The organism is Pseudoalteromonas sp. SWXJ133, assembly GCF_015864365.1.
Lineage (GTDB): Bacteria > Pseudomonadota > Gammaproteobacteria > Enterobacterales > Alteromonadaceae > Pseudoalteromonas > Pseudoalteromonas arctica.
Genome location: NZ_JADYXJ010000001.1, coordinates 80,058 through 95,024 on the forward strand (window position 1 = coordinate 80,058; position 14,967 = coordinate 95,024).

Sequence of the window (14,967 nt, forward strand, 5' to 3'; positions counted from 1 at the left end):
TGCATGAACACTCAATATCACTGAACGAGCTTTACACGCATTGAAACTGATGCGCTACGCCCTAAATTATCAACCACTCTTACGTCAAATTCGCCTACTTGCGGGTGCCAGAAAAAAGGCGTATCTCGCTCTACTTTACCTACAAAACTGTTATCTACAAACCAGTATAAAATACGTGAATCTGTATCTGTGGTTGCACTAAAAGGCAGGCTTTCTTGCTTTAATTTACTGGCTCTTATCGTGTAGCTAATTAAATTACTCGGGGATGTAATACTCGGTGCTGAGCCTCGTGTACTCGTGTCATTAATTAAGCATGAATCTAAATAAGGTGGAGGCTGGCGTTTAACAATACCTGCTTGCTTAAATAATCTGACTAAGTCAGATGGCCAAAATTCATAAACTGCTTTTGTCGTTGTAGATTCATCATACTGACAAGCACGTAATCCCGACGCTTTATCAATATAAATTTCACGATGTACATCGGACACTTTAATTGGCGACTTACCTGGAATAAAAAGCCCTTTTTCTGTTTTAGGGCAATGCACATTAGGTAAATCACCTGTTGTAGAGCAAATATCTACTTCTGTAATATTTAAACCACCTGGTTTTATATTGCCTTTGATTAAGCCGTAACTATCTAATGAACGTATTATTTCGAAAAACAAAGGCGCGGCTGCTTGTCGCCCAATAAAAGATGGGTGCCCTTCTCCTGAAAAATTACCAACCCATGTAGCTAAAACATACGGGCCAATAATACCTACTGACCATGCATCACGAAAAGCAAATGAAGTACCTGTTTTCCAATATACAGGATATGATTGCCTTCTTTCTTTTTGAAATGAGATCTCATCAACTGCACTATTTTTACTTAGCATTTGTAAAGTCAGGTAGGCTGCCTCTGGGCTGATGAGTTGCTTGATATGTTTGTTTGGGTTGTTTGGGCTGTTTGGGTTGTTTTGGTTAATAACAGTGGCGTCTTTTTTTAATATAACTTCATCCTTATACACCCCTAAATTAGCTAACATAGCGTATAACTTAACGAGCTCTAGCATCGTTACTTCACTGCCGCCCAGCGCAAGCGCTAAACCATAAAACTCTTTAGGCTGAAGCTTTTTAACATCGGCAGCAACGAGTAAATCGTATAACCCAACTTTTTGTAAGCGATACATCAAATTAACGGCAGGCACATTACGGCTCAACACGAGCGATTCAGTGGCTGATATAGGGCCTAAAAACTGTTGATCGTAGTTCTCTGGTGTATATCCTCCAAAGCGTTTGGGGGCATCTTTTACAAGCGTTAATGGATGAATTAACCCTTCGTCTATAGCAAGCGCATAAATAAATGGTTTAAGGGTTGAACCTGGCGACCGTTTAGCTCTTACACCATTTACTTGACCGCTAATGTCATTATTAAAAAAATCCACAGAGCCTAATTCAGCAACTACTTCCATAGTTTTATAATTTAGTAAAATAGCAGACGTATTACTAAGCCCGTCTCTTTGCCTACGATTAATATAATTTTTTGCATGGCGCTGAAGTAAGTTTTGTAAATTAAGGTCTATCGACGTTTTATATTCTCCCGGCTTTAGGTGCGGGTACTCGCTTTGTAAATTATTAATAAAATGTGGGGCTTCAAAAGGTAAGTCTGAAGAGGCATATACCTTTATCGGTAATTGCATAGCTGCTAGCCAATGTTTATCCTCTGGATATTTTTCAAGCCAACGAGTAAACAGTTTTTTTCTTGTTTCTAGCAATACCAATTTAGCCGACTTTTTAATGGGATTTCGTTTGGTTGGGTTTTGCGGAATTAAGCTAAGTAATAATGATTCAGGTAAATTAAGATCAATGGCTGGTTTCTTAAAGTAAATTAAACTAGCTGCACCAACACCTTCAATATTTGATCCATAAGGCGCTAAATTAAAATACGCCTCGAGTATTTGGTTTTTACTGTAGTGTCGCTCAATTTGTAACGCTCGAAGTATTTGTTCTACTTTTCCAAAAATAACATGCGTGTTCATCTCAAAGTGCAACCGGGCTACTTGCATTGTTATTGTTGAGGCACCAACTCGGTGACTTCTTTTAATATAGCTAGTATAAAACGCATTTATTAAAGCAATAAAATCGACACCAGTATGCTCATAAAAGTCTTGGTCTTCATACAATAAAGTCGCTTGTTGAACGCTCAAAGGGATTTTATCTATTGGCGTCCATAATCTATATCTATCGTCTGCGGCTAAAATTAAACGAAGTAATTTATCACTGCTATCGTAAAAAGCCGTTGAGTAAGCATTGGGCTGGGTAATAACAGGCTTTGGAGTAAATAAATACAACAGCACTGCAAGCAGTGCTGTTGTAAAAAAAGCCGTTTTTATTATAAAACTAAACTTTTTATTTAGCGGCGGTAACATCAAAACGACCCGATTTTGAGTGCGCTTTAATACTTAAATCATACATAGATTCAGCATAAGCCGATGGCACTACAAAGCTGCCAGATGCAGTAGCCTTAATCTTGTAAGTAAGCTCAGTCATGCTATCGCCAAAGCTGCCATACAATATAACGCGATCCTCTCGAATATCTTTATAATCAGAGGTCCAGCGATTATAGCTATTGCGAACGCTGTCTCTGAGTACTTCAAATCCACCAGGTAGTAAATCAATAACAGCAACATCCGAAATATTTTTACCCGTTGTACTACGCACTCGTAATACAACGTTTAGTTCTTGACCTTGAACAGCGGTGGTTATCACATTACCTTTATCGTCTTGGTATTCTCTGACAACTTCTAAGCCATTACTTAATGACTTTTGTGGCACGTTTGTATCAAAACCAGCTTGGCTCATCATGTAAAATGAGCGAGGTGGCGCTAATACATCTAGCGTTTTAACGTCATTTAAAAACGAGGCTTTAGGATAAGGTGCATAAGTTACGTCTAATGCCTTTTTATCTGCCTTTGTCGTTGTTGCCATTATTTTTACATCTTCAGGCTGGGCTTGTGATAACGCAACTTTTGAGTATGCCGTCATAGCAAGTACAGACCAAGCAGACGACAACGTGTTGTAGTCTCCTTTAAAAATAGGGTCAACTACAGTAAACAAATCATCTTTAGTTAACTGCTTTAAGCGAGCAGGAAAATGTTTTGATAACAAATAAATATACTGTCCGTCGTGAGCTAAACGTGAGTCGTAAGCGCCCCAATTATCGTGTTGCGTATTTTGCCCAATTTTATAGCTATTGATCAGTGCTTGCGCTTTATCGCTTGCACGTAATAGCTGATAAGTTGCGCCCATAAACGCGGACGTTATATCTTGTTGCCATATTTTGCTATTACTCGCATTTACGCTTTTTTCTAAATCAGATAAGTAATTAGTTGTTACCTCACCTTGTCGTGTTAGCAAATAAATAGCATAAGCGCGGTTTCTGTCATTCGTCTCTAAAGATCCGCTCGCTATACTGCGCACACCTTCAAAACCACTGTTCCACATATCATAAGGTATTGCGACGCCCGCTTCTTTTGCATCTAATAAAAAATGCATAACATAAAGAGAAGAATAAATAGATGCACTAGAATTACCCGGCCATAACATAAATCTACCATCAGGTAACTGACGTTGACGAAGGGTGTCTATTAAGTTGTTTATACGCTCATGTTTATAAGATACGTCGCCCATATAACTTGGGTGTTCTAAATAACTCAGCACCGGAAACACACTACTCACCACTTGCTCGGTACACATATGAGGAAAGTTATCTAAATAACTAATAAGACCATCAACAAGGGCTAACGGGCTTTGTGAAGCGGTAATATTATTTTGTGCTAAATTAGCATATAGCTGTCTCGAAACCGCTATTTCTTTTTTACCTGATTCACTAAAGCCACTTTCAAAACTACTAACAAATGCAACCGCAGGGCGTACACTTAACGTAGCCGTACGTTGGCTAACATTGTCTCCCGACAGCGCAGTAAATGTAATTGATGCAGCGCCAAGCTTGTCGAGCACTTTTACTCTAAACGTTAATGTGTCTTCTGATTTTTCATCAATATTTAGCGTTAGTTTTTTATCACTTATTATTTCAATGTTGCTTGAAGCAAGCGCTTCTACCGTAATTGGGAGTTGTTTACCTGAATCCTCAACGCCATTGGCAATACCAAGTACAATATCAAACTCATCGCCTGGTGCCGCTGTCGTTAATACATTAGGGCTTAATACAAAGGGCCCTTTTACAAGTGTTGTACTTTCTTTAACACCAACACCCTCGTCATTTACGGCAATCGCAATTACACGTACCTGACCTGCAAAAGTATCTGGAATAGTGAACGTATGTTTTTTCGTTTTAGCATCAGCCGATAAAATACCAGACCAAAATGCGACTGGTTTTTGTACCTTACGAGAAAACGGGTTAAGTTGCTTGCTCTTGCGGTTCATTGCCATTGATTCAGCATAACCACCACCGGCAGCAGCAAGCTCTTGCACTAGTTTAAATTCAGGTAAAATAAGATCAACAATTTGCATAGTGCTAACTTCTAAAGCACGTTTTTGTAAGAAGTGATTTAACGGCTTTGGCGTCCGATAATTCGCCACTTGTAAAATACCTTCATCTACAGCAAATAACAGAACACGTGACGGTGATTTAGCACTATATGAAATGACTAGATCGTCACCTGGTTTTACTTTATCAGGTATGTTTACGTCAAAATCTATTGCGCGTTTACTACGATCAATCGCAAATGGTTTAACTGCGTAGCTTAATGGGCTTGTAAATATTTCTTTCGATTCAAGGCTTCGAACAAATGAAACATTAACATACGCATTGCCTTCTATCCCTTTAGGTAGCGTTATTGTTTGTATGCTACTTGTTGTTTTACTCTCAAACCATTTAAATGCGTGTACTTTATTGGTTTCAATTGTAATTAAACCCGAGCCAACATAAGGCGCTACAATACTTATTTCAATTGTTTCGCCCGGTTTGTAATCCGGTTTATTTAATTGAACTTGCAGTTCAGCATTCTTTTCAAGCTTACCCGCTATGTTACCCGTACCGGTTACCGTAAACGATACTCTACTGACGGTATTCCCTTTGGCATCAACGAGTTCTATTAAGTAATCACCTGGCTCAGCTGTGGGTAATTCGTAGTTTGCGCCATCTTGTTTAATGTAAAACGGATTGCTTGATACCTGTTTGTTTTTTCTAACCGATTGGTACTTATAAGTGCCGTTATTTTGTTGCACCAACGTAGATACATATTGTTGTTCTATTAAATTTAGCGATAAATCATCACGCGCAACTTGCTCAGTTTCTGAATTAATATTAATAAATTTTACAACACGTTTTGACTCTTTTGATATGTAGCTTAAATCGCCATCGGCTTTATAACCAACTAATTGCTCAACTGGCGAAACAAGCACCGAGCTGCTTGCGCGAACACTTTTACCACCGCCTTCTTCATACCCTTGTACTGCAAAATTTAACTGATAAGTACCTGCCTCATAGCGGGTTAAGTCAATATCAAACTCTGCTTTGCCTTGTTCATCAGTTTTGGTTTCGGTTAATGATTCATTACTGTGTCTAATATTTTTCCCTTCACTGTGGGGATCTGAAAACACATAATCTTTGTATTCATTAAAGTAAAAACCAGCTGGCGATAAACGTAAATCAGCGGTAACGCGTCTATTTTGAGCAGGTGTACCAAATAAGTTTTGAAGACTCACCAATGCTTTAAATTTTGAGCTGTTTACCCACCCCTTAGCAGATGACTGAGAAAATTGACTGCTAATTTTCAATCTATCAGGCACAAACTCTTCAACTTTAAACTCAGTACTGCCTAATTGATCGCGGCTATTATTATTTTTAATAAGTTGCACCGATACATAATACGTTCCTGTGTTGGCGCTACTTTGTGTTTTAAAGTTAAAATCAAGCAATCCGTACTTATCCAAGCTCACACGTTTATTATAAACAGTTGCCCCTTTAGGATCGGTAATTATAAGTTCAAGCGGTATATCGCCCAGTTTTGTAAAGTTTTGTTGCTTCACAATCGTGGCAAGTTTAACGCTATCGCCTGGTCGATAAATTCCACGGTCAGAAAAAACAAACGCATCTATTTTATTACTACCACTGAGCCCAGAACTTACACCGCCGGTATCAAACCGAGAGTAGTTAACCATTCGAGCATAGCGATTATAAGGAATAAAAGACATGTCACTTTTAGTTTCGACTACAAAAGCAACGGGAGTTTGATCATCAGTAAACCACGTTGTGTTGTCGAAAAATGCGTGCCCCTCAGAATCTGTTTTAGTATTTAAAATAACTAATCCGTTTTTACCCAATAACGACACCTTCGCTTTTGCTACCGGTTTTCCTGTTTCAATAGATTGGATAAATATATCGCGAGATCCATCTGCATTATTTTTTACCAAAATACCTAAATCAGTAATAAGGATAAGTCGTTTTTCTTGGGGTCCATATACGTAATTATCTTCTGTATTTAACGCTTGAGCATTTATAAAAAATAAGCCTAAACCAACTGACTCATTATACTTACTACTCAAATCAATAGATGAATAGACCGCTTTTTTAGGGTGCTCCGATTTTAAATTAACTCGTCTGGTAAAAATTGAACTTATGTTTTCTTCTGTAAAGTAATAATTATTAAATTCTGGATTAGAAATATCACCACTGGTTTGACTTATAAGGTGGTTAATTTGATTGGCTTCTACCCTACCTACTTTAACTTGAAGTGCGTTTACACCGCGGGTCAAAAATGACAATTTATGATCGCCATTTTTTGATAATATAGACCCTTTAGACATAATATTTACTTGTGTCGGATAAGCCGGCGTATCTAAAATAGTGTCGTATTTATTCACCATCGTAAACTCACCCGTCGACTTTAATCCCTTATCAATCGCGATATAAACTTGCTGGTTTTGAGGGGCGTCAAACGTAAAACTGTGTAACTTAGTTGTATCTTGCGCGGTAGGAATCGCATTTAACTTAACTTTTTGAGATTGCTTAAGCACTGCATCAGTAACTTCTCGTGGGCTACTGAAGTACTTATAGTTACCTTTTGAATCTTTAGTCGGTAATACGTAAGCAACCGTTTTACTAACCACATCTTGCGATGAAATATCGTCTGTGAAGTCTAAAACAAGTGTTTGTTCGGGCTCCCCTTGCGTATTTTTTACCATCAACACATTGGCAGTATTTACTCTAAAAAAGCTATTTACACTTGGGATCAACACAGCGTCTTTAATCTCTACTGTTGTTTTAGAAGGACCCATAACCGGCTTTACACCGCTATTAAGCACAAAATACAGATAGCTTTCGGTATCTTGAATACGTATTTGCTCTGAAGTAATGTAAATCTCTCGTTGATGTTTGTCGTAAGTAACATCAAATTTATATTGCGCGAGTTCGTTCTTGCCATCTTGATCAAGTGATTGAGTCAGCTTTAAATTATTTTTTATGGTGCTTATATCTGTTGGGTGAGTCGCTTTTAATGTTGCAACCACCTTGTGACTTTTTTTAACGTTAGGATCTTGATAAAAAGCGAGCGAGCTAAGTGTTAGTTCAAAGTTGGGAGTTTTAAATACATGCTCATTATCGCTTAGGTGTATATCGCTTTTAAAAATAGACGAATCAAAACGTACTGTATATTCTTGCCCTGCTGACCAATCTTGTTTTGGGATAAATTTAAGCTGGCTTTCACTATTCCAAGACCACTGTCCAATGAGCTCTGGCGTGACTTTAATACCTTTGGGGATCACTTTACCAACAAGCGCAAGCTTGGCCACAGAGTAAGACACTGCATCCGTGTTTTCTACATCATCTAAAGCGGGAGTAAAATCAATATAAAGCGGTTCAGGGTTTAAAACATCAGATAAAGTGGTAACAGCAGGTGTAGAGTGAGTTGCTTTGTAACTAATTGGCTGTGGTAAGGAAAGAAAAAAACAATAGCCTGCTATAATTAATATCAGCATTAGCACGGCGCTAAAAAATGCTGTTTTACGCTCTTTAGCAAATCTAAGCACATTATTTATAGCAGTAATTAACCACTTTGGCTTGTGCCAAATAATGACACCAAATACATTTAAAATAACAAAAAACGTGGTCAGTAAAATCCACACACTGCCAACTGTTTTTTCGGTTACATTTACGTTGCCAAATAAGCTTGCAACCAAACCAAACAAGCCCGTTCCTATGGCTGAAAAAACAATACTCATAAATAAGCTCGCTATTTTGGGAGCGAGTTTACTTTGTTTAAGATTAACCTCTTTTGGGTTAGCCTCTTTTGAATCGGTTTTTGTATTCACGTTCAAAATCCTTTTTCTTTATACTGCATATCAATAAATGAGAGAACTCATACTTATAATCTGATTATTTATATTCTTGTGGGACGAAACGGTAATGCCCCGTAATTTTAAAATCGAAAAGCATGTCGCTTTTTTCAGGTCCTCGACCAATATTATGAACAATTAATGGATTCCCTGTGTCTTTTGCTAACTCATTCACAACCATACCAATATGCGGCAAATTACCTGGCAGCATCCACGTTACAATGTCACCCGTTTTATAGTCGTTCGCGTTACTTGATTTAGTGAGCACTTGACCATGATTTTTAAAGTAAGCCTGTAAGTTTGGCACTCGGCGGTGATCTATATTTTTATCAGGTTTGGTTAAACCCCAAATACGCTTAGAGGGATATAGCTCAAAGCTTTTTAGCATGTCCTCATGCACAAGCTTTTGCAAATCAATACCTAAAAGTCGATATGATCGAATAACTACATCGGTACACACCCCTACATTAGCGGGCACATCGCCACCCGGATAAGTAATAGAGCGATAAGACCCATCGTAGGTAACGTTGTATGTTGTTCTTTCAAGCAGCGCTGCAACAATATCGTCATCAAACGATGCCGCATAGGCATTTACACTAAGTAAGCTCAGTAAAAAAACAGTAAAGCGTGTCATATGCAATCCTTTGAAAATGTTCGTTAACTACAACGCTTGAACCACGTGTTCAGGCACGTTTATTTTCTTGCCATTATTTGTAAAGTGCTTATCAAGACCATACGCCATTACTTCAAGTGGCGCAGCTGCATAACCAACCTGCTGAATTTCGGTTATGTAACGCAACATAAAAGCCTCGGCGCCAAGTTCACTCCATTGGGCTACGTGAACAAGTTCATGAAAATGCACAGCTAAATTATCAGCCACGTAAGGAAGCATGTAATAAGTGTTTTTGTATGTAGTACCTGCGGCATCCATGTCAATAAAATCGTCTAATCCCATTTCACGCAAAAAAGGAAAGTTAGGTTTGGGTATTTCATCGACACTAACGTAAAAGGCATTTTTTAAAAATTCGACAGGATAAAACCCTGCAAACTCACTAGCAAATTTCTCACAGCTAATTCTTTGGGTTTTATATTTAATATTTGTTGCATCAATCCATTGTTCTATTTGTTCGAGCACGTCCATTCTCTTAATCATCAATGTTTACTGGCTTGACCTTTCCCATTGCGATATAAGCCGATAAGTTAAATGATACCAAAACCAAGGCGAATAATCGAACTCCAAAACCTAAGAAGTGAACTTATAATAGTGTCCAGTTGTAGTTCATTTATTATTTCATCGGTATCAGCATAAACTAATGCACACGTAAAACCAGTGGGGGTAAGTAACGCTAATTAATATAAAACTTATTTTAAATCGTGTAACCATTTTACTAATTTTTGAATATGCCCGCTTGAACATAAGATTAGATGGCAAGCCTGTATGTAACCCATTGAATGTAAAACGTTTAGCGTTTCTTTCGGTAGTTGTTGTAGTGTATCTGCGGCAATAGAATACAAGCCATTGTAGCCTTGTGTTTTGCCATTTGATTTAGTGATGTTTAGCTGCACTGCTTCAATTAAATCGTGTTTTAGTAAGGTATTGATAAAAGCGGTTGTACGTTCGCCGCCATGCATAAGCTTTATCAATTGCTCACTCACATTATTTAGATATGTGGTTGGCTCCCCTGTTTCGTTAAATAACCGTGTTCCCTCACTATTATTTACTCTTGGGTGTTGTTCGTTAATTGTAACAGCGAGATCTGTTTGCTCGGTCTTGTTAGTAAGTTTATTTCCTATTCCTAGCTTAAATGGTTGTCGCTGTAAGTGTAAAGGTACGTAAGTGGCAAGCCATATATCATTTTGTAAAAATAAGTTTTGCCCCTCATCAAAGCCAGTTAAAGCATATAGTTCAAACTGGCCAGTTTGATTGTTCTTCATAAAATAGACTGGGTAGTCTAATGCAAGTTGAGCAAGCTCATCGGCAACAACCGGAATGTAGTTTACTGCTTCGCCGTATTGTGTACCGCGTTCAGTTTTAATGCGAGTGTACTTATGTGTATTTTTATCGAGTAATACTAAGTTTGTCATAGTGTGTCGCTCTTATGTTTTAACTATATTTGCTGCATACCAAATTGATTAATTTGCGCTAATAATGCTTTATTGGTAGGTAATTTATTAAGTAATTTTTGGGTGTATTGCTGGTTGTTATTAACAAGCGCAATGGCCTTTTTAAAATAACTTTCTGAGTTGCCATACAGTTCGCTTGAGCCTGTAAACCCCATGCCATACATGACATATTGATAGCTTGCTGCTGGAAACACTTCTTGTGAATGATCAAAGTGGTTATCGCTTGGTGTATGATATTCCCAAAGTGATAAGTTATCTTTTAAGCTTTGTGGAATAGTATTTTGATGACAGTGCGCTTGCCAAAATGGGCTGTCGGTTCGTTTACTCAACATATAATGCAACTTTAAAAAGTCGATTATTCGCTCCCATCGGTAACTAAATATGCGGTTAAAACGCTGCGCTGTTATATTCATTACATGCCTATTGGCCGGAAATTGCTGCGCAACAAAATTGGCTGATATTTCTACCAGTAATAAAGCAGAGGCTTCCAGTGGCTCCAAAAAACCAGCTGAGAGGCCTACTGCGACACAGTTTTTATGCCAAAATTTTTCACGATGTCCTGGTTCGAAACTAAGCTTTTTAACTTTGTATTCGCTTTGCTGATCTTTATTAATATTTAAGTAATCAAATAATTGCTGCTTAGCATCTTCATCACTAATGTGTTTACTAGAGTACACATGCACTATTCCACGGCGTGTTTGTAATCCTATATCCCAAATCCAGCCCGATGTTTGTGCTGTAGATAAAGTATGCGAGCATATTGGTTCGTCATCTTTGTATGGCATGTGTATGGCTAGCGCACTATCAGCAAATAATACATCTTTACAAGATTTAAACCCGACCCCTAAGTTCTCACCTAGTAATAACGATTTAAAGCCACTGCAATCAATAAATAGATCCCCAGCTATCTCTATTTTATTATTAAGGCTAACGCTTTTAATATCGCCATTTGTGCAATTGTTTACACCAACGACAGTGCCTACAATGTGTTTAACATTAAGATTATCAATGCAGTGGTTTTTTAAGAATGTAGCGAATAAGCCTGCATCCAAGTGATAAGCATAATTTGCTATTGCACTAAATTCGGGTGTGGTGATTTGTTTGGGAGCTAATCCGCTTTCGCATATTGATTGCTGCGCACTTACATACTGGGCAAAAGGAAGTTTTGGCTCGTTTTTAGTTAGCCAACTAGTAGCTAAGTTATGTTCATACATCCCTGTTGGTAGTTCAAGCGGGTGATAGTAATAGTCGTCTTCTTCACCTGTAATCCATTTGGCAAACTTGGCGCCTTGTTTAAACGACACATTACACTTTTGAATAAACTCACTCTCACGTATTCCCATATCTTTAAGGGTTCTTCGCATAGTAGGCCACGTCCCCTCACCTACTCCCACTGTTGGAATATCAGATGACTCTAACAGCGTAATATTTATTTTTTTACTGTGATGCTTTTGTAAATAAGCTGCAATTATTCCTGCACTTAGCCATCCTGCTGTTCCACCGCCAACTATTACTATTGATTTAATATCATCGTTCATAGCAACCTCGTTAGTTAAAAGGCAAAAACGACAGCGCTGAGCTGTCGTTTTGTATTATTTGTCAAAAACTAACTTATCATTTACCATTTAGCACTTAAGCCAATGCTAAAGCGCGGACCATATTGCTCAGCAGATACTAATTGCTCTGCAAAACGACCATGGCGGCGTGTTGTTTCATTAGTTAAATTAAGTGCATCAAAGCTAACACCCAAGGTGTCGTTAATGGTGTAATTAAAACTAAAATCTAGCTGACCGTACGCCTCTGTAAATGTAGGCTCAGTTCCCAAAGACAGTAAGAAATCATCGCGCCAGTTATAGGCTAAACGAACTTGGTAATCATCGTTTTCGTAAAAGCCGACCAAATTACCTGAGTCGCTTAGTCCTGCTAGTGCAATTGTTTGGTCAAAATCATACGGTTTAAACGATTCATCGCTATTAACTATCGTATAATTAGCAACGACGCCAAAGCCTGTATCAGGCACCATGTACTGCGCATTTAATTCCCAACCATCTACTTCACGATTTTGAAGATTATCTGGCGTTGCAATATCAAATTTAACAATCGGGTCTGACGCTTGGCTTAAACATGCTGGGTTAGGTGTATCTGAACTATCAGGACAACCAGGGCGGGGGTTAACACTTGGATCGCGTAACGGCTCGCCATTTACATCATTTAGCGTACCTTGCACTACGCCTGCACCAATGAAGTTTTCAACAAACTTTTTAAAGTAACCAACCGATGCATAGCTTCCGTCGTCTCCATACCACTCAACTGAAAAATCAAAGTTATCTGATGTAATTGGCAATAAGTTAGGGTTACCTTGCGATGCATTAAACGGTCCTTCAGGACGGGCATTAATGGTAGTTGATGGGAACATACCACCAATACCTGCACGGGCTAATGTACGACTATATGAAAAACGAGTTTTAAAGCCGTCATCTAAGTCGGCGCTTATATCAAAGTTTGGTAATATACGTGTATAACCACCTTCAAGCTCCTGCGGTGTTGCTGTTGCAGCAAATACAGGGCGAAGTTCTTCAGCATGACGATAGTTAAAAGCAACAACCCCAGGCTTGACTGAATAACCTGTTACATCGGTGTCTTCGTAGCGCACACCGACATTCATATCAATTGGAATATCGTTAAATTCGGTTTTAAGATCAAATGATACATATATCGCGAGCGTTTGCTCCTCAACCCCATTTGTAGAAATATTTGGCTCAATAAATAATCCTTCATCTCTGACAATATCTACAAAATCGTTGGCACTGTAACGTGGAATAAATGGAAATAGCTGATCCGAACCTGAAAACTCATCAGCAAAGTCACCTTGTTCATCAAAGGTTAGCCCTAGGTTGTCTAGGGGAATATCGACAAATGAAAACTGCTCAGAAAGATAAGTATCAATTTGGTAATCGGTATACATTACACCAAAATTAATAGCGCTGAGTGCCCCACTCTTCAAATTCTCCCATTGTCCACTTGCATGATACTGCTTAATGGTATTTTTCATTTCATAGCCACGGCGCTGATATAAATCAGATACGATATTAGCAGGATCGTATGCACCGCCTGGCAATGTAGAGTCATCGACAGTAATACTCGGAATATCACCCGAAAAGTTAGCACCAATTGATTTAACAGAACCCGGTACATTTTTTAAGTTAGCAATCGTTTCGGCAGTATCTCCATCAGGGTTTGAGTGCGATGTAGAGTTATGAGCGTCAAACGTAAGTTTCAATGAATCGCTGGCTTGCCACGCTAAGTTAAGGCCTAGTGAATCATTTTCTTTTTTTTCGTAGAGTTCCCACGCCCAAAAATTCAACTCATCATTTGCATTTTTAATATCAACTAACGTACCGTTGGCATCAGTTGTACCGGTTGGATTATCGAACCAAAATGCCATTTTATTTGTGTTACTAGTTTCTTCAAAGCGCGATAAAGTGTAATCAAGCGTAGCCGTTAAGTTATCACTTGGAGCGTACTGTAAAACCAACTGCGCATTTTGGCGTTCTCGCTTAGTTTCAAATCGCTCCATTTCTGGCGTCCAAGGTACCCAATAAGTACCGGTTGGATTAGCTGTTGTATCAATTGCACTGCTATCTACTCCTGTGGGGTTAGCGCGATTACGTACCCAGCCTTGCGATGTACCTACGCGCTCTCGGCCACTTTCTCGCTCTGAATGCGACAGCGCAAGTAAAACACCAAATGTATCGTCTGCAAATGTTTGGCTAACCATTCCCGAAATTTCAGGTGTTACGTTTGATTTCTCTGAACTGGTGTCTTTAATTGCCTTTGCATTTGCAAATGCTTTAAAACCGTCAAAATCAAATGGTTTTGCTGTATTTATATTAATCGTTGCGCCAATACCGCCTGAGGCCACATTCGCTTTGCCCGTTTTATAAACGGCTACGCCCGACACACTTTCAGCCGCTATTTCTCTAAAGTTAAAGCTGCGTGAAACACCCGCCTCTTGCAATACAGAGGAGTTAGGCATTTGACGACCATTTAAGGTGACAAGGTTAAAACCTGGACCAAAACCACGGACACTAACTTGGTTGCCTTCATTGTTTGCACGGTCGATTGATACACCACTTATACGTTGCAGCGATTCAGCTAAGTTAGTATCAGGTAACTTACCAATGTCCTCTGCTGATATAGCATCAACTACGCCTGATGAATCTTGCTTTATTGAAGCAGATTTACTTAATGCGCTTCTGATACCTGTTACTTGGATAACTTCAACATCACTTTGTACAGTTGTCTCGTTTTCCTGTGCGGCATAACTTACAGGAGACGTTATCAGCATTGCTGCGCAAATCGCATTTAATTTAAATTGTGTGTTAGTCATTTTTGCACCTAAATATTGTGTTTATTACGTGTAATCGTTGACGGATTATTTACGGGATGATTATTGTCATCATAATATTGTTAACAATTAACTTTACAATAAATTAGTTTAGCTAA

Annotated in this window: 7 protein-coding genes; all 7 read right to left on the minus strand. The window is 38.6% G+C overall.

Features of this window, described 5'->3' with window-relative positions; all coding sequences use genetic code 11:
• Window positions 1–17: 17 nt before the first annotated feature.
• The 7 genes from pbpC to I6F40_RS00355 all read right to left on the minus strand — a co-directional run bounded on the left by pbpC (window position 18) and on the right by I6F40_RS00355 (window position 14,851).
• Window positions 18–2,408 (minus strand): penicillin-binding protein 1C, encoded by a 2,391-nt coding sequence (gene pbpC, locus I6F40_RS00325; RefSeq protein WP_197192322.1) that lies wholly within the window; start codon window positions 2,406–2,408, stop codon window positions 18–20.
• Complete coding sequence (locus I6F40_RS00330; RefSeq protein WP_197192323.1) at window positions 2,389–8,313, minus strand: MG2 domain-containing protein; 5,925 nt, start codon at window positions 8,311–8,313, stop codon at window positions 2,389–2,391. The genes pbpC and I6F40_RS00330 overlap by 20 nt, the downstream gene beginning before the upstream one ends.
• Window positions 8,314–8,377: 64 nt before the next feature.
• Window positions 8,378–8,971, minus strand: a complete 594-nt coding sequence (locus I6F40_RS00335) for a DUF1287 domain-containing protein (RefSeq protein WP_165740628.1) — start codon at window positions 8,969–8,971, stop codon at window positions 8,378–8,380.
• Between the two features lie 27 nt (window positions 8,972–8,998).
• Entirely contained in the window at window positions 8,999–9,478 is a 480-nt protein-coding gene (locus I6F40_RS00340) for a hypothetical protein (RefSeq protein ID WP_197192324.1), read from the minus strand.
• A 221-nt stretch (window positions 9,479–9,699) separates the two neighbouring features.
• Window positions 9,700–10,422 carry a SapC family protein gene (locus I6F40_RS00345; RefSeq protein WP_197192325.1) on the minus strand — a complete coding sequence of 241 codons (723 nt, stop codon included), beginning with the start codon at window positions 10,420–10,422 and terminating at the stop codon, window positions 9,700–9,702.
• 23 nt (window positions 10,423–10,445) lie between these two features.
• The gene (locus tag I6F40_RS00350) at window positions 10,446–11,999 is read right to left on the minus strand and encodes a tryptophan halogenase family protein (RefSeq protein ID WP_197192326.1); all 1,554 of its coding nucleotides are present in this window, start codon (window positions 11,997–11,999) and stop codon (window positions 10,446–10,448) included.
• A gap of 80 nt (window positions 12,000–12,079) precedes the next feature.
• Window positions 12,080–14,851 carry a TonB-dependent receptor gene (locus I6F40_RS00355; protein WP_197192327.1) on the minus strand — a complete coding sequence of 924 codons (2,772 nt, stop codon included), beginning with the start codon at window positions 14,849–14,851 and terminating at the stop codon, window positions 12,080–12,082.
• Window positions 14,852–14,967: the final 116 nt, after the last annotated feature.